The sequence below is a fragment of the Flavobacterium cryoconiti genome, from assembly GCF_048158645.1.
Lineage (GTDB): Bacteria > Bacteroidota > Bacteroidia > Flavobacteriales > Flavobacteriaceae > Flavobacterium > Flavobacterium cryoconiti.
The window spans coordinates 73266-89835 of record NZ_JBLNKW010000008.1 but is presented as its reverse complement, the minus strand read 5'-3'; the positions used below and the strand labels follow the sequence as shown (position 1 = coordinate 89835).

At 33.5% G+C, this 16570-nt stretch carries 15 protein-coding genes; 8 read left to right on the top strand and 7 right to left on the bottom strand.

Features of this window, described 5'->3' with window-relative positions; all coding sequences use genetic code 11:
* Positions 1–7: 7 nt before the first annotated feature.
* A complete protein-coding gene (locus tag ACM55H_RS12525) occupies positions 8–1048 on the bottom strand; it encodes a PLP-dependent cysteine synthase family protein (RefSeq protein WP_035671610.1) in 1041 nt (346 codons plus the stop codon).
* 71 nt (positions 1049–1119) lie between these two features.
* Positions 1120–3180: a S9 family peptidase gene (locus ACM55H_RS12520; protein WP_416836811.1), complete on the bottom strand. Its 2061-nt coding sequence runs from the start codon at positions 3178–3180 to the stop codon at positions 1120–1122.
* Positions 3181–3320: 140 nt separating this feature from the next.
* Here ACM55H_RS12520 and ACM55H_RS12515 point away from each other — a divergent pair, with 140 nt between their 5' ends.
* Positions 3321–3641 (top strand): YbaB/EbfC family nucleoid-associated protein, encoded by a 321-nt coding sequence (locus tag ACM55H_RS12515; protein ID WP_035671607.1) that lies wholly within the window; start codon positions 3321–3323, stop codon positions 3639–3641.
* A gap of 68 nt (positions 3642–3709) precedes the next feature.
* On the opposite strand, the gene ACM55H_RS12510 is transcribed toward ACM55H_RS12515, so the two are convergent.
* Positions 3710–4732: a threonine aldolase family protein gene (locus tag ACM55H_RS12510; RefSeq protein WP_416836810.1), complete on the bottom strand. Its 1023-nt coding sequence runs from the start codon at positions 4730–4732 to the stop codon at positions 3710–3712.
* A 191-nt stretch (positions 4733–4923) separates the two neighbouring features.
* On the opposite strand from ACM55H_RS12510, the gene prfB reads away from it, so the two are divergent.
* Positions 4924–6022 (top strand): peptide chain release factor 2 gene (gene prfB, locus ACM55H_RS12505; RefSeq protein WP_416836809.1). Its coding sequence is split into 2 segments (ribosomal slippage): positions 4924–4986 and positions 4988–6022, totalling 1098 coding nucleotides; the frame shifts between segments, so codons are not numbered across the junction.
* A gap of 175 nt (positions 6023–6197) precedes the next feature.
* Here prfB and ACM55H_RS12500 read toward each other — a convergent pair.
* Positions 6198–6914: a L,D-transpeptidase family protein gene (locus tag ACM55H_RS12500; RefSeq protein ID WP_416836808.1), complete on the bottom strand. Its 717-nt coding sequence runs from the start codon at positions 6912–6914 to the stop codon at positions 6198–6200.
* A gap of 143 nt (positions 6915–7057) precedes the next feature.
* On the bottom strand, positions 7058–7969 hold the full coding sequence (locus tag ACM55H_RS12495) for a phospholipase A (RefSeq protein ID WP_416836807.1): 912 nt from the start codon (positions 7967–7969) through the stop codon (positions 7058–7060).
* 184 nt (positions 7970–8153) lie between these two features.
* Here ACM55H_RS12495 and lpxD point away from each other — a divergent pair, with 184 nt between their 5' ends.
* The 5 genes from lpxD (at position 8154) to ACM55H_RS12470 (ending at position 13995) form a co-directional block, all read left to right on the top strand.
* Complete coding sequence (gene lpxD / locus ACM55H_RS12490) at positions 8154–9155, top strand: UDP-3-O-(3-hydroxymyristoyl)glucosamine N-acyltransferase (protein ID WP_416836806.1); 1002 nt, start codon at positions 8154–8156, stop codon at positions 9153–9155.
* 162 nt (positions 9156–9317) lie between these two features.
* Positions 9318–10946: an acyl-CoA carboxylase subunit beta gene (locus ACM55H_RS12485; RefSeq protein ID WP_416836805.1), complete on the top strand. Its 1629-nt coding sequence runs from the start codon at positions 9318–9320 to the stop codon at positions 10944–10946.
* Between the two features lie 69 nt (positions 10947–11015).
* Positions 11016–12617, top strand: a complete 1602-nt coding sequence (locus tag ACM55H_RS12480; protein WP_416836804.1) for a S41 family peptidase — start codon at positions 11016–11018, stop codon at positions 12615–12617.
* A gap of 179 nt (positions 12618–12796) precedes the next feature.
* A complete protein-coding gene (locus ACM55H_RS12475) occupies positions 12797–13432 on the top strand; it encodes a hypothetical protein (RefSeq protein WP_416836803.1) in 636 nt (211 codons plus the stop codon).
* Positions 13433–13572: 140 nt separating this feature from the next.
* Positions 13573–13995: a DoxX family protein gene (locus ACM55H_RS12470; RefSeq protein WP_039110562.1), complete on the top strand. Its 423-nt coding sequence runs from the start codon at positions 13573–13575 to the stop codon at positions 13993–13995.
* Between the two features lie 69 nt (positions 13996–14064).
* On the opposite strand, the gene ACM55H_RS12465 is transcribed toward ACM55H_RS12470, so the two are convergent.
* Positions 14065–15111: an AMP-binding protein gene (locus tag ACM55H_RS12465; RefSeq protein WP_416836802.1), complete on the bottom strand. Its 1047-nt coding sequence runs from the start codon at positions 15109–15111 to the stop codon at positions 14065–14067.
* 6 nt (positions 15112–15117) lie between these two features.
* The gene (locus ACM55H_RS12460; RefSeq protein ID WP_416836801.1) at positions 15118–16065 is read right to left on the bottom strand and encodes a CPBP family intramembrane glutamic endopeptidase; all 948 of its coding nucleotides are present in this window, start codon (positions 16063–16065) and stop codon (positions 15118–15120) included.
* A 104-nt stretch (positions 16066–16169) separates the two neighbouring features.
* Here ACM55H_RS12460 and arsC point away from each other — a divergent pair, with 104 nt between their 5' ends.
* Positions 16170–16511, top strand: coding sequence for an arsenate reductase (glutaredoxin) (gene arsC / locus ACM55H_RS12455; RefSeq protein ID WP_416836800.1), 342 nt, complete (start codon positions 16170–16172; stop codon positions 16509–16511).
* The last annotated feature ends 59 nt before the right edge of the window (positions 16512–16570 follow it).

Here is a 16570-nt window from a genome sequence, read left to right as displayed (position 1 = left end):
GAATACTCTATTTTATAAATTCAATTTTTTGAGCTTCTTCTTCGTTAATACTGTCAAAGAAACCTTGTTCATTCATCCAGTCATCGCTAAATACTTTACTCATATAACGAGAACCATGATCGGGGAATATAGCAATTACATTACTGTTTTTATCAAATTCACCTTCGTCAGCATATTGTTTTATTGCTTGTAAAACTGCTCCGGATGTATACCCTACAAATAACCCTTCTTTTCTGGTAATCTCTCTGGCAGAATGCGCACTTTCTTCATCAGTAACTTTCATGAACTTATCAATAAGATCAAAATCAGTTGCAGATGGAATTAAGTTTTTACCTAAACCTTCAATTCTATATGGATAAATTTCATCGTTATCGAATTCTCTGGTCTCATGGTATTTTTTTAATACCGAACCAAAAGCATCAACTCCAAGAATTCTAATGTTAGGATTCTGTTCTTTTAAGTATTTTGCTGTTCCGGAAATGGTTCCTCCTGTTCCGCTACAAGCGATAAGGTGTGTAATTTTACCATTTGTTTGTTTCCAAATTTCAGGACCAGTAGATTTATAATGTGCATCAATATTTAATTGATTGAAATATTGATTGATATAAACAGAACCTTTCGTTTCTTCATGCAAACGTTTGGCAACATTATAATACGAACGCTCATCATCAGCGGAGACATGTGCAGGACAAACATAAACTTTTGCTCCTAAACTACGTAGCATGTCTATTTTATCTTTAGATGATTTAGAACTTACGGCAAGAATACAGTTGTAGCCTTTTATGATGCTTACCATGGCTAAACTAAAACCAGTATTCCCGGATGTAGTTTCGATGATGGTGTCACCAGGAGATAAAATCCCTCTTTTTTCAGCTTCTTCGATTATATATAATGCTATTCTATCTTTAGAAGAATGTCCTGGATTAAAAGCTTCTACCTTTGCGTAAAAATTACCCTCTAATTCTTCGGTGACTTTATTTAGCTTAATAAGTGGAGTGTTACCTATTAATTCTAAAACATTATTATAAGCGTTTATTTCTTCTTTCATAAAAAAATAGTTAGTCGAGGAGAATTTTTAATTTAACCTCGAACGTTGCAAATTTAACAAAAAAAATCTAATTACTTTTTAATTTTCTCTAAATCTAATAAAAAACTAAATTCTTTTGCTAATTCCTTTAAAGCTTCAAACCTCCCAGATGCTCCTCCGTGACCTGCATCCATGTTAGTATCAAGATATAAGACATTTTTATCCGTTTTCATGTCTCTCAATTTTGCAACCCATTTTGCAGGCTCCCAATATTGAACTTGTGAGTCATGGAGTCCAGTAGATACATACATATTAGGGTAATTTTGCTTTTTTACATTATCGTAAGGAGAATAAGACAACATATATTGGTAATATTTCTTTTTATTTGGATTTCCCCATTCGTCATACTCACCAGTGGTAAGCGGGATACTATCATCCAGCATTGTTGTAATCACATCAACAAAAGGCACTTGAGCAATTATACCATGATACAATTCAGGTGCTAAATTCACCACAACTCCCATCAATAAGCCACCGGCAGAACCACCTTCGGCATATAAATGTTCAGGTGAAGTGTATTTTTGATCAATCAGAAATTTAGAACAATCTATAAAATCAGTAAACGTATTTTTCTTTTTTAATAATTTTCCATCTTCATACCATTGTCGTCCCAAATCTTCACCGCCACGAATGTGCGCTATAGCAAATATAAATCCTCTGTCCAATAACGTTAATCGTGTCGAAGAGAAAGTGGCATCCATAGAATGCCCATAAGAACCATAAGCATATTGCAACAAGGGATTATTCCCATCTTTTTTCAACTCTTTTCTATAGACCATTGAAATTGGAATTTTGGTCCCATCTTTGGCTGTAGCCCAAACACGCTCTTCTTTATAATTATTTTTATCGAATTTGCCACCAAGAACCTGTTGCTCCTTTTTGATTTCCTTTGCTTGAGTTCGCATATTGAAATCAATAATCGAAGAAGGAGTTGTCATGGATTGATAGCCGTAACGTAAAATTTCTGTTTCAAAATCTACATTGGTTGTGGTGTAAGCAGTATAGGTTTCGCTTTCGAAAGGCAAATAATATTCCCCTTCCCCACTCCAAGGCATAATTCTGATTTTGTTTAAACCATTCGAGCGTTCTTCAACTACTAAATAATTAGCAAAAATTTCGATATCTTCTAATAAAACATCTTCTCGATGCGCTATAACTTCTGTCCAATTTTCTTGTGAAGTGGCAGTTTCCAGCGTTTTCATCAATTTGAAATTTTCCGCTTTATCTTTATTGGTTAAAATATAAAAACTGTCTTTGTAATGATTGATACTGTATTCAACTCCTCTAATTCGTTTCTGAAAAATTTCAAATTTTCCGTCAGGATTATCCGCATTTAAGATTCGATATTCTGTTGTAAGTGTACTTCCAGACTCGATTGCCAGGTATTTTCTGGATTTAGATTTAGCAACTTCAACATTATAGGTGTCGTCTTTTTCAAAATAAACTAAAACATTATCCGCTTGTTTTGAACCTAATTTATGTTTGAAAACTTTATCAGAACGTAGTGTAACTTCATCTTGCGAAGAATAAAAAATAGTATGATTATCATTTGCCCAAACAGCAGTTCCGGTAACTTTTTCTATTTTATCTTCTAAAATCTCATTGGTTTCTAAACTTTTAACTTGAATGGTATAAATTCTTCTTCCGACCGTATCGGTACTAAAAACAGCTAATTTATTATCCGGACTAATACTCAAACCTCCCAATTGAAAATACGATTGCCCTTTCGCCAATTCATTACAATCAAACATTATTTCTTCTTTTGCCGAAAGGCTTTCCTTTTTTCGGGAATAAATAGGATAATCTTTTCCTGTTTCAAAACGGGTGATGTAGTAATATCCATTGTATAAATAAGGAACTGATTCATCATCTTCCTTGATTCTAGCCTTCATTTCTTCGAATAATTCCTTTTGAAAATCCTTAGTATGATCAGTCATTTTATGGTAATACTCATTCTCTTTATTCAGGTAATCAATAACCTCAGGATTTTCTCTATCATTCAACCAGAAGTAATTATCGATTCTCACGTCATCAAACTTCTCTAATTTTTCAGGTATTATTTTAGCAACTGGTGGTTGTATATTTTCTGGCATTGTTTGCGCTTTTATATTTAAGTGACGTTACAAAAATAGCACAAACACATTTTAAAACGATTCTATTTTCTATCTAATTTAACATTGCTTATTACACTGAATGTAGTAATTTCGTAGTTCAATATTTAAAATTTATCAAAATGGATTTAATGGGAATGATGGGTAAACTAAAAGAAACCCAACAAAAAATAGAAGACACTAAAAAACGTTTAGACACTGTTCTTATTGATGAACAAAGTACTGATGGTTTATTGAAAGTTACTTTGACTGCCAATAGAAAAATAAAATCAATCACAATTGACGATTCTTTATTAGAAGACAAAGAACAACTTGAAGATTATATGATTTTAGTCCTGAATAAAGCTATCGAAAAAGCAACTAAAACAAATGAAGCGGAACTTGATGCTGTTGCAAAAATGGATATGCCAATGATTCCAGGAATGGACAATCTTTTTAAATAAAAAAAATCACGTTTAAGGTTTTTGATAATACTAAAAACCTTAAACGTGAAATAACTATTTTTGAACTACTATACTAATTTTTGTAGTGTTTCCATAACATACGTATGCATCACTTCCCGATAATCAAGATGCGTTACAATTCTCAATTTTCCATGTCCCATAGAACTGATTGAAATATTTTTTTGTTTTAATAATTCAATTAAATTTTTTTCAATGCAATTTGGAACTAATGAAAAAATCAAGATATTAGTCTCAACAGGCTCTACTGAAGCTACCCAACTTACCTTTTTTAATACTTCGGCAATTTCTTTAGCTCTTCTATGGTCTTCGGCAAGACGCTCAATATTATTGTCCAAAGCATAAATTCCGGCTGCCGCCAAATAGCCTACCTGACGCATTCCGCCACCTAATATTTTTCGGATTCGCAGCGCTCTGTGAATCGTAGCTTTATCACCCAATAAAACCGAACCAATTGGCGCTCCCAAACCTTTCGATAAACAAACCGAAATAGTATCGAATAGTTTTCCAAATGCTTTAGGATCTTGCTTTTTGGCTACCAATGCATTCCAAATTCGGGCGCCATCCATGTGAAATTTCAGATTATTGGCATCACAAACCTGCTTTATTTTTTGTAAATCTTCCAATTCATAACAAGCACCACCGCCTTTATTGGTTGTGTTTTCCACACAAACTAAACTCGTCAAAGGACTGTGATAAAACTCAGGATCATTAATTGCCCCAGCCACTTGTTCTGCAGTTATCATTCCGCGATTTCCATCTAATAAACAACATGAAACACCACTGTTAAAAGAAACACCACCGCCTTCGTAATGATAGACATGCGCATATTTATCAGCAATTAATTGTTCCCCTGGTTGTGTATGCAATTTTATCGCCGTTTGGTTTGCCATAGTTCCTGATGGAAAAAAAAGCCCTGCTTCCATCCCGAACATTTCGGCAACTTTAGCTTCGAGCTCAATAACCGTCGGGTCTTGTTTGTATACGTCATCTCCTACTTTGGCATTCAACATATGCACTAACATTTCGCGAGAAGGTTTGGTAATCGTATCGCTAACTAAATTTATTTCCATATATATTTTTATTTTCAGTACGGACAATTCTCGAATTGTCCCTTCGTAAAATTTTTCTATTTTTGTGCCACAAAATTACATAATACCGTTTGTTAATTCAAGCTAGTTCAGTTAAATCTAAATTAAATGAATGATATAACGGCTTTTTTTGTAAATATTGGAAAACAGACCTATTTAATTTAATAAAATTTATGACAACTACCGAACAAATAAAGGGTATTGTGGAGCGCCTTGGTGCGTTGAGGAGGTATCTTTGACGTTGATGCCAAACTAATTGAAATCTCAAACGAAGAAGAGAAAACTTTTGCTCCTGACTTTTGGAACAATGCAAAAGAAGCTGAAGTCATTGTAAAAAACCTTAGAAACAAGAAAAAGTGGATTGAAGATTACAACAAAGCGGTCGAAATGACTGACGAGTTGCAACTCGCCTATGATTTTTATAAAGAAGGGGAACTTACTGCTGAAGAATTAGACGAGCAATATTCACTAACAGCAAACCATATTGAAGCGATTGAATTCAAAAACATGCTTTCGGACGAAGGCGATACTTTGAGTGCTGTTGTACAAATAACCGCAGGTGCCGGTGGAACCGAAAGTTGCGATTGGGCCGAAATGCTCATGCGTATGTACATGATGTGGGGTGAAAAATACGGTTATAAAATAAAAGAACTGAATTTCCAAAAAGGAGAATCTGCGGGTATTAAAACTGTAACACTCGAATTTGAAGGCGATTATTCTTTTGGCTATTTAAAAGGAGAAAACGGCGTACACCGATTGGTTCGAATTTCGCCTTTTGACAGTAATGCCAAGCGTCACACTTCATTTGCTTCCGTTTATGTATATCCGCTTGTAGATGATAGTATCGAAATTGATATTAATCCTGCTGATATTGAAATTACAACTTCAAGATCCAGTGGTGCGGGAGGACAAAATGTAAATAAGGTAGAAACCAAAGTACAATTGTTTCATAAACCAACGGGAATTCAAATACAATGTTCCGAAACACGTTCGCAACAAGATAACAGACAACGTGCGATGCAAATGTTACGATCTCAATTATACGAAATTGAGTTAAAAAAGAAACAGGCACAACGCGCTGATATCGAAGCCGGAAAAATGAAAATAGAATGGGGTTCACAAATCAGGAATTATGTGATGCAACCCTACAAGTTAGTCAAAGATGTTCGCACCGGTTATGAAACCAGCAATGTCGACGGTGTTATGAACGGCGAAATTGATGAATTCTTGAAAGCCTATTTAATGATGATGGGACAGAGAGAAGAAGAATAGTTTGCAGTATTTAGTAGCAGTTTTCAGTCTCTAACTTGTCATTTGTCCCGAAATTTCTGGAGCAGGAAAAATCTCAAATTTATATAAAAATCCTCTCAACTTTCGTTTATCGAAATGTTTGAGGGGATTTTTTAATTTTAATAGCTTGTTTTTTAAACGTTTGCTAAAAAACTCTTTACAAACCGCTTTTCAAAACATTAAAATTCCCCATAATAATTGTTGGGTTTCGTTTAGAATCTAACCAATTTACCATTAACTCCATATTTTCTTCATCAATAGCAACACAACCGGCAGTAAAAGAAGGTTTTTTTACAGCCAAATGAAAAAATATTGCACTCCCATTTCCTTTTATAACAGGATTTGTATTGTATTCTATAACCATACAATACTTGTAAGCATCAGTCTTTAACAATAAATTTTCATAGGATTTTGCATTAGTAACACCTTTCACAAACCTATTATAGTCCTCTGAATTGGGATCATCAATCCATTTATCTTCGGCAGTAGTTTGTTGGTATTCCAATAGCGTGTTTAGTTGTTTTTCATAGGTATATAATTTCCCTAAACGAAATATTCCTGTTGGAGACTTGCCGTCGCCTTCACGCTTATTCAGTGGCGTGGCAAAACCATTTTTACCAATACCCACTTTTACGGGTTCTTGTTTTACAATCCAACGATTATCTTTTTTCTCTAAGGCTACAAAAAAAGCGCTGTAACTTTCTGGCTGATAATTGTACACTACCAATAATTGTTCGCTATTTTCTAACTTACTTTTATTATGCGCCGCAATTAATAAAGCATTTTTAATCGTAGTAGTATTTGTTTGAGCCTGCAGGTTAATACATAAAAACAATACTGCAGCCAAAAACAAGAAACGGTTTAAAAAAATCATTTTATTGTGGGTATATTATTTAATAGTCAGTAAGGAAAGTCCTCTGATACTCTAAATTCTATTTTACTCTCACTTACAAACATAACAAATTTATCGGTAACCCTATTTGAGTCGCATTTTTTTGAAGGTATTAATTCTAAAATCTATAACCATTCTATCAATGAAACCCCTACGCCTACAGTAGTTTGCAGATTATTATAATCGATTAACGTTTCACCATAACCATGAGAAACTAACAAATATCCTTTTAAATTATTTTTGATGGGATACGACCAGGAAAATGAGGAATTGCCCCTCGCTTTTGAACCAAAATTTAAATTATGACTCCCAATAAACGAAAATATATTCCCGTTTTTAGCATAAATTACATTTAAATCTCCCCGACCTACATATTCAGAAATATCCGGATTGTCGTCTTTTGCAGCTGACATTCGTAACCAAGGTCTAATATAAACAGTCCAATTATTACGTTCAAATCCTGCATGAAAAATAACTCTGTTCCAACTTCTGGAGAATGGATCACTTTTTCCATTGGATTCATGATTGAATGCGACACCAACCATTCGTGCTTTAAAACCAAAAATTTTAAAGTTTACGGGAATATTCAAAATCAGTTCCGGTTCATAATTAACTTCTCTAAAAGGTCGTGAAAGATTATTATTATAAATTTGCCAATGCGATATTTGTGTATAAGCAACCCATAAATCACCGCGTCCCCAAAAAATACCCTGCAAAACTTTAGTCTTAAAACTCAATTGAAATTTAGCTTCAATATTATTATAATCAACACCAGGAGGCGCAATATAATCAGGGTCGATATTTCCTGAATGAGGTTGTTCATTTGGATTATTTGACCAGCGAACAGGTAACACATACATGGGCTTATAAGGAGTAACTAAAAATGTTCCTCTTACGGAAGTCGTGTCTAATTCCCATCGTTCCGTTAGATTTCGGAGTTGTGTTTTATTGTTAAATAAAGCCTGAATTTGGGCGTTTGCAGTAAAATAAGAAAAGAAAAGTATAAAAATCGAGAACTTTATTTGCAGTAATTTCATAATATATAATCGTAATTAACCTGCAAAACTAATTGTTTAAACTCTTCATTTGTTGCATATTTATTTTTATTAGTTACATAAATCCCACTTTTAATCCTGTTAAAGAATCCCGAAATATTAGGAATTATAATCTCAATTTGTTTTATTTGACGACTATAACAAAACCAAATCCAATCTACACTTAATGAAATCCTATTCCATCCAAGAAATAAATGAAATTTTAAAAGGAGTTATTGTGGGAAGTACTATCCAAAATATCACTGCTCCTGAACAACTTGAAGTAGCTAATGAATCTGAAATTTCTTTTATTGGAAACAAAAAATACGAAAAATTTTGGGCAACTTCTAAAGCTTGTGTTGCAGTTGTAAATGAAGATATTTCAATAGAACCAGGAGAAAGCAGAGCTTTCATTAAGGTGAAAAATGCAGATTTAGCTATGTCACAGGTATTAGCTCTTTTTGCACCTCCAACTCCATTATTTAATATTGATATTCATCCAACTGCAGTTATCGATCAAACCGCGATTATTTGTAATGGCGTTAGAATTGGTGCCGGTTGTTATATCGGCCCTAAAGTTGTGCTTGGAGACAATACAACTTTATATCCAAACGTTACTATTTTGGATGAATGTAGCGTAGGAAAAAATACTGTAATCTGGTCTGGAGCCGTAATCAGAGAACGTTGTCACATAGGAAATGATTGTATTATACATCCCAATGCGACAATTGGAGCAGATGGTTTCGGTTTTCGCCCCGATCCCGAAAGAGGTTTAGTGAAAATCCCACAAATTGGAAATGTGATTATAGGCAATAGCGTTGAAATTGGCGCCAACACTTGCGTTGACCGAGGAAAATTCAGTTCTACCGTTTTAGGTGATGGCTGTAAAATTGATAATTTAGTCCAAATTGGACATAACAGTAAATTAGGCCGTTTTTGTATCATGGCCGGAAATAGCGGATTGGCTGGTTCAGTAACGCTAGGAAACGGAGTTATTATTGGCGGAAGCGCTTCTATAAAAGACCACACCACTATTGGCGATGGAGCCATTGTAGGTGCTGGTTCAGGTGTAACAGGAGATATTCCTGCAGGGAAAACCATGTTGGGTTATCCAGCTGTTGAAGCTCGTGATGCATTAAAACAATGGGCAATTTTGAAAAGACTCGTAAATGAATCCAAAAGCAAATAATTACTTTTTTTATTAAATTCATAAAAAAACAGGAGGTAACTTCTGTTTTTTTGTTTTTATACCAAACTTATATCCGATTTACTTTCTATACCCATAAAATAATAAATTTTATTTCATTGGATTTTGTATTTTAGCCCAAACTATTTTTAACATTATTGCATCATGGATTTGAACTTCAACAAAAACGAAGACCACAATAAACTTTTACTTTCGGCATTGCGACAAAAATTGAGTCTGGTGAAATTAGGTGGTGGTGAAAAACGCATCCAAAAATTACACAGTGAAGGCAAAATGACTGCCAGAGAACGCATCGATTATTTGCTTGACGCCAAAGCTAAAAGCATAGAAATTGGAGCCTTTGTTGGTGAAGGAATGTATGCAGAACATGGTGGATGCCCTTCGGGTGGCGTTGTGGTTAAAATTGGGTATATCAAAGGAAAGCAATGTATTGTTGTGGCCAATGATGCTACCGTAAAAGCGGGTGCTTGGTTTCCTATTACTGCTAAGAAAAATCTTCGTGCGCAGGAAATTGCGATGGAAAATCGTTTGCCAATCATTTATTTAGTAGATAGTGCAGGCGTTTATTTGCCTTTGCAAGATGAAATTTTCCCGGACAAAGAACATTTTGGTCGGATTTTCAGAAATAATGCTCAAATGAGCAGCATGGGAATTACCCAAATCGCTGCCGTAATGGGAAGTTGTGTTGCTGGCGGTGCCTATTTGCCAATTATGAGCGATGAAGCTTTAATAGTCGAAAAAACGGGAAGCATTTTCCTTGCGGGAAGTTATTTGGTGAAAGCTGCCATTGGCGAAAGCATTGATAACGAAACATTGGGCGGAGCAACCACGCATTGTGAGATTTCCGGTGTGACAGATTATAAAGCCAAAGACGACAAAGACGCATTAGACAAAATAAAAAACATAGTGGACAAAATAGGTGATTTCGATAAGGCGGGTTACAGCCGAATCAAATCGGAGAAACCAGCTTTAGACGAAAATGAAATCTATGGCATTTTGCCAAAAGCTCGAAATGAACAATATGACATGATGGAAATCATCAATCGTTTGGTTGATAATTCTGAGTTTGAAGCCTATAAAGACGGTTACGGACAAACTATCATTACTGGATATGCGCGAATTGACGGTTGGGCAGTGGGGATTGTTGCCAACCAACGAAAAGTGGTAAAAACTAAGAACGGTGAAATGCAGTTTGGAGGCGTAATCTATTCCGATAGTGCGGACAAAGCCACCCGTTTTATTGCGAATTGCAACCAAAAGAAAATTCCATTGGTATTCGTTCAAGATGTTACCGGTTTTATGGTAGGATCCAAATCAGAACATGGCGGAATTATTAAAGATGGTGCAAAAATGGTGAACGCTGTATCTAATTCAGTTGTTCCAAAATTCACCGTTATTGTAGGAAACTCCTATGGTGCAGGAAATTATGCCATGTGCGGGAAAGCGTATGACCCAAGATTAATTTTTGCCTGGCCAAGTGCAGAATTAGCAGTTATGGGTGGAACGCAAGCAGCTAAAGTATTGGCCCAAATTGAAGCTTCTTCGCTTAAAGCAAAAGGAGAAGTGGTAGATGAAACGAAAGAAAAAGAATTATTCGACAAAATAAAAGCGCGATATGATGAACAGGTTTCACCCTATTATGCAGCCTCCAGATTATGGACTGATGCCATAATTGATCCTTTAGAAACCAGAACTTGGATTTCCATGGGTATTGAAGCTGCTAATCACTCGCCTATTGAAAAGAAATTTAATTTAGGTGTTATTCAGGTTTAATCTCAAATGATAGATTTCAGAATTTAGATTTAGTCATCAATGTTGAGGAAAAACCTAAGTAATTAAAATATGAGAAAAATAGTTCTATTTGGTTTTGCAATGTTATTCTTTGTTCAATGTACTTCCATAAAAAAGCACAACAAGCATTTGAATGATTTGATAGCTGAAGAGAAATTAAAATCGGATGTTGATTTTACCTACCGAAAATTACAGGAATTACACCCCAATTTATATTGGTATATCAGTAAGGAAGCTTTAGATTATAAATTCGACAGTCTAAAATCGACCCTTACAAAACCAATGACTTCTTTTAATTTTTACAAAAAATTAAGTCCTGTGGTTGCTGCGGTGCGACAAGGGCATTTAGTTGTTTATCCACCAACGAAATTATTGTCAAAAGGAGAAACCAAAGCACTTATCAAAAGAGGGACCGGTCCTTTTTCGCAATTTGATTTCGATCTTTTTAATGGAAAATTATATGTTGTAAAAAACAAGTCTTATGACAAAACGATACAACCTGGAACTGAAGTCATTGCTGTAAACGGTACAAAACCAATCGATTTAATTACAGAATACAATCATTATTATAGTTCTGACGGTTATAATACCACTTACAAAACCAATTATTCAGGCAAACGTTTTTCTACATTATTCTCCAATGAAAATGGAATTAAGGATAGTCTTCAATTTGATTTCAAATTTGATGACAGCTTAAAAACGATTACTATCAAACGAAAAGCGGAGGATACAACTGGGGAACATCTCAAAAAAATTCAAAAAAAGCTAGCGCTGAAAGATAAAACCAAATCCAAAGAAATCAGAAAAAAGAAAAGGATTAATGGTTATTATTCCGCTGAAAAAAATTACAATCGGAACCTACACTTTTTAGAAAAAGACAGCAGCGTAGCTATAATGAAAATTAGAAGTTTCAAAATTGGCGATTATAAAACTTTTTACAGAGAAAGCTTTTCTAAAATTACTGGTTATCAATCTAAAACACTTATCATCGATTTGAGAAATAATGGAGGCGGACGAGTAACTGAAATTGCCGATTTATATTCCTATTTAGCAGATTCTACTTTTGTGTTTTTAGATAAATCTGAAGTAGTTTCAAAATCAAGCTTGTTCAAAGGAGCTTACTTTAATGGAGGTTCTTTTGGGTTTAAAGCTTTAAAAACGATTTTTTCTCCGATAATATATAGTTATTTACTGTTGACTGTTCATAAAAACCAAAACGGTAAAAATTACTATGCAACCCAAACTACCCCGCATAAAGTGAGTAAAAATGCTTTCAAGGGAAAAATTTATATTCTTATCAATGGTGGAAGTTTTTCGGCTTCATGTATTATTTCTTCTAATTTGAAAGGCTCCAAAAGAGCCTATTTTATAGGTGAAGAAACAGGTGGCGCATTTAATGGGACAGTTGCTGGTTTTATGCCCAGGGTAAAATTACCAAATACCGGCATCCAAATTCGTATCGGATTAATGTATATAGCTGCTCCTTTCAAAACAACTATTGAAGGTCGTGGCATATTTCCTGACATGGAAATAATTCCTACGATTGAAGACCGTATAAAAGAAAATGACCCTGAAATGAATTGGATTTTGGATGACATTAAGATACGAAAAAAAGACATTTCTGAAATTCTTAAAAACAAAATGAGTTTATAAAATTATATAAACAACATTTCAAACAAATCATATAGCATTGATTAATAGTTATTTGTATCTTTACTAACTCTTTTTAAATTTTATTTAAGCCAATAAATACTCATCCACTTTATAATATCATTTTTTTCAATTCAATAAAAATTGTCACGACGATTTGAATTATTTAATTATAAGAAAAAATGAAAAAGATTCCGATAGTATTCCTAAATGTAATGCTTTTGGCTGTACAGTTTGTTTCTGCGCAGGCAATTACCCAAGATAGTGTTTCATCCAAAAAAGATAAAACAATTTATCTCGAATCAGGTATTAACCTATCCATACCTGTACACATAGAAATGTATCGCTCCCATAGATTTGAAATTGGCATCAATATAAGAGCATGGAAAAAAGTTTCACCAAAATTGGACTTAGGTATTAAAGTCGATTATGACTATTGGCTCGTCAAACAAAACTTACCAAAAATAACACCTGAAAGTACATTAACAGAGAAAACATTATACAGTAACTTTAATATATTTTCCATAAAAATTAATACCCAATATAGCTTTAGCCATAAATGGTATTGGGGGGCAGAATCAGGGGTAGGTTATGCTCTTTCGGATGCAGACAAAAAATTTGGACTTGGTTTTGTATCTGAATATGGCGGAGGGGACCAGCAATTTGGACTTTCTTCAGCGTTCTACTTAGGAAGGTATTTTATCATTGGTAATACTAAAAACAGACTAGGTTTGTCAATGGATTTTACTCAATTTTTAGCTCATGGTCATGCTGAAAATAGTCTTGGTCTAAAGCTAAAATACCGGTTCATACATTAAATAAATTCGTTTTATACTCCTTTATAAAAAAGAAAGTGTTTAGCTGCTGATTAAAATCACTAAAAAAATTTATAGACTCAAAAAATCGCTTATATCTTTAAAAATTAGTAACTTAGTGTTAAATATTTAAACTATACATTATGAGCAACGTAAAAAATTTAAATAAGTGGGCAAATACACACACTTATTTATCATTAGATTTGGTACGAATAGCACTTGGTGTTTTTTTGTTTATGAAAGGAATCTCTTTTATAACAAACATCCAATATTTACAAGACTTAATATCCCCAATTGACAAAATTGGCGGTGGAATGTTTCTGATTCATTATATTGCTCCGGCACATATGGTTGGAGGAATAATGATTGCTTTTGGTTTACTTACCAGATGGGCAATAATAGCACAATTACCCATACTGATTGGGGCAATTATTGTAAATTTTATGGGCGAAATGCATTCTCAAAACTTATTGTTAGCATTCCTAATACTTGGAATTTGTGTCTTTTTCTTATTTTATGGAAGCGGCAAACACTCTGCAGATTATTTTTTCAAAATGCAACAATAGTCAAAACTAAAAAAGCATCCTGTTCCTGCAAACGGGATGCTTTTTTATGTCTAGCTATTCTGAAACTAATTAAAGGCTCTCTTGAATTTCTTTCCTTTTTATTTTTCCATTTTGTGTTTCAATAAATTTTGAAACATAGAAGACTTCTTTAGGTTTTTCATATTTGTCTAAACCATCAAAAATAGTTTCGTCCAAAGGTTGCTTTTCACCTTCAATAATCAGCACTAATTTCTCCCCTAAAGTAGCGTCCTGAACTCCTGTAACAAAAAATCTTGAATGAATTTTATTTGATAATTTCTCTTCGATTTGTTCGGGAATCAGTTTAATTCCGCCGCTATTAATCACATTGTCAATACGACCCAAGAAAACAAATTCGTTTTCATTTACTAACTCAACTAAATCATTGGTCACAATAGTTTCTTCTGAAATATTTGGTGCATCAATCACTAAACAGTTTCTTTCGTCTTGAGAAATTTTTATATTCGGTAAAACTGAGAATGCCTTCTCTCCTATTTTCTTGGCAGCAATATGGGTGATTGTTTCTGTCATACCATACGTTTCATATCCTTTGGTACTTAATTTAGAAAGACTTTTTTCAAGTGATTTTCCCATTTTAGCGCCACCAACAATCATTTTTTTTACATTTTTTAATTCTACCAAAGAATTTTGAGCTTGCAAAGGTACCATAGAAACAAAATCATATTTAGTTTCGTTAAGCAACATCGGATGCGAAGTTGGAGCTACAAAATCCATATCCAATCCTAAAATAAAGCCTCTGACAAACATCATTTTCCCAGCTATATATTTAGTTGGCAAACAATGTAATGCTTTATCTCCGGGACGTAAATCAAAAAAATCGCCGGTAGCTAAAGCTGAATTTACCATCGCTTGTTTATCCATTTGAATAATTTTTGGGCTTCCCGTAGTTCCGGAAGTGTTCAATTCGATGTAGCTTTTTTTATCAAACCAATCCAATATAAAATCTCCAACCGATTTTTCATGCTCTTCCCCTTCTTTTATAAAACTGTATGCTACTCTACATAAATCTTTTCGATCCAGATGAAATCCATTCAGTTTAAAATGATTGTTTACGTTTTTATAAGTTATTGTATTCATTGGTAATTATATTGAGTTTAAATCATTAAAATGCACTGGTTCTTCTATTTTTCCGGTCAATTTATCTTTCCAGTTTGTCCATTTGTATTTTTTACTAAAGATAAATAAAAGGATTGGGTAAATGATAACAACCGGGAATATAACATCAAAACCTGCTGAAGGCTCCGAAACATCTTTAAAAATAGAATGGGTTTGAAATGCTGACCAATCGGATGTTACTAATAAAGCACTCACTAAATTATTAGCCGCATGAAAACCTAAAGCTAATTCCATCCCTTCATCCATCAAGGTTATTATCCCAAGTAAAAATCCAGTTCCTACATAATAGACTAAAATAATATTCCCCATTTTAGAAACTTCAGGATTTGAAATGTGCATCGCTCCAAAAATAACAGAAGTCATCACTAAAGGGAACCATTTATTTTTAGCGAGATTGGCAAAACCCTGCATCAAATAACCTCTAAAAACATATTCTTCCGTACTGGTTTGAATGGGAATTAATAGCGTCCCAATAACAGCTAAAATGACAAATGGAATGGGTTTAAAATTAATTACAAAGTCACTTGGATTTGAAAAATAGAACAATAATGTTGACACAATTGTAAAAACTGACCAAATAGAAAACGAAAAAAGTACTCTTTTCCAATCCATTTTTGATCTGGATGTAGTTATAGAAAGCATCGTTTGATTGTGAATGTATTTAATGACAAAATAAATTCCCAGCATCGCAAAAACAAACGAAGCAAGAATCAAAAACAATGTCATATTAGGTTCAAAAAACGTCATAACATCTTCATTAGAAGATGGATATTTTTTCCCATTTATAAATGTTTCATAAAGCAGTGCTAATAATAAAGGTATCTGACCTAAAAAAGAAGCAAAAATAATTACTAAAGAGCCTACAATATACTTCCAAAATTTATTCTCAGATTTCACTCCTTGTTCTATAAACATAGATTTTTGTTTTTTATATTATTAAAATTAGAGTAACAAATTCTACTTTTGTTACACTTATGAAACGAGATTAATACTTCATTTTCTTTATCAAAAAATTACTTATGATACAAATATACCACAATCCGCGTTGCGGAAAATCAAGAAACTGCCTGGCTTTTATAAAAGAATCTGAAAAAGAATTTGAAGTCATTAATTATCTTGACAACGTTCCCACTTTCGAAGAATTAAAAACACTTATTCAAAAACTAAATTTTGAACCGCTTGCATTAGTGCGCCAAAAAGAAAAAATTTGGATAGAAAATTTCAAAAATAAAACAATGACTAATGACGAAATCATTCAAGCAATGGTTACCTATCCTATTTTAATTGAAAGACCTATTGTAATCAAAGGAGATAAAGCAATCATAGGAAGAGTGCTAGATAATGTAAATGATTTCATATAATTAAATTAACACTTTTTTATGATTTACACATTAAACCTAACTTAGTTTTTGTAATCTAA

What these genes read in the sequence shown, in the direction of transcription:
- ACM55H_RS12525 (WP_035671610.1), bottom strand. Translation starts at nt 1,048, where the DNA reads ATGAAAGAAGAAATAAACGCTTATAATAATGTTTTAGAATTAATAGGT.
- ACM55H_RS12520 (WP_416836811.1), bottom strand. Translation starts at nt 3,180, where the DNA reads ATGCCAGAAAATATACAACCACCAGTTGCTAAAATAATACCTGAAAAA.
- ACM55H_RS12515 (WP_035671607.1), top strand. Translation starts at nt 3,321, where the DNA reads ATGGATTTAATGGGAATGATGGGTAAACTAAAAGAAACCCAACAAAAA.
- ACM55H_RS12510 (WP_416836810.1), bottom strand. Translation starts at nt 4,732, where the DNA reads ATGGAAATAAATTTAGTTAGCGATACGATTACCAAACCTTCTCGCGAA.
- ACM55H_RS12500 (WP_416836808.1), bottom strand. Translation starts at nt 6,914, where the DNA reads ATGATTTTTTTAAACCGTTTCTTGTTTTTGGCTGCAGTATTGTTTTTA.
- ACM55H_RS12495 (WP_416836807.1), bottom strand. Translation starts at nt 7,969, where the DNA reads ATGAAATTACTGCAAATAAAGTTCTCGATTTTTATACTTTTCTTTTCT.
- lpxD (WP_416836806.1), top strand. Translation starts at nt 8,154, where the DNA reads ATGAAATCCTATTCCATCCAAGAAATAAATGAAATTTTAAAAGGAGTT.
- ACM55H_RS12485 (WP_416836805.1), top strand. Translation starts at nt 9,318, where the DNA reads ATGGATTTGAACTTCAACAAAAACGAAGACCACAATAAACTTTTACTT.
- ACM55H_RS12480 (WP_416836804.1), top strand. Translation starts at nt 11,016, where the DNA reads ATGAGAAAAATAGTTCTATTTGGTTTTGCAATGTTATTCTTTGTTCAA.
- ACM55H_RS12475 (WP_416836803.1), top strand. Translation starts at nt 12,797, where the DNA reads ATGAAAAAGATTCCGATAGTATTCCTAAATGTAATGCTTTTGGCTGTA.
- ACM55H_RS12470 (WP_039110562.1), top strand. Translation starts at nt 13,573, where the DNA reads ATGAGCAACGTAAAAAATTTAAATAAGTGGGCAAATACACACACTTAT.
- ACM55H_RS12465 (WP_416836802.1), bottom strand. Translation starts at nt 15,111, where the DNA reads ATGAATACAATAACTTATAAAAACGTAAACAATCATTTTAAACTGAAT.
- ACM55H_RS12460 (WP_416836801.1), bottom strand. Translation starts at nt 16,065, where the DNA reads ATGTTTATAGAACAAGGAGTGAAATCTGAGAATAAATTTTGGAAGTAT.
- arsC (WP_416836800.1), top strand. Translation starts at nt 16,170, where the DNA reads ATGATACAAATATACCACAATCCGCGTTGCGGAAAATCAAGAAACTGC.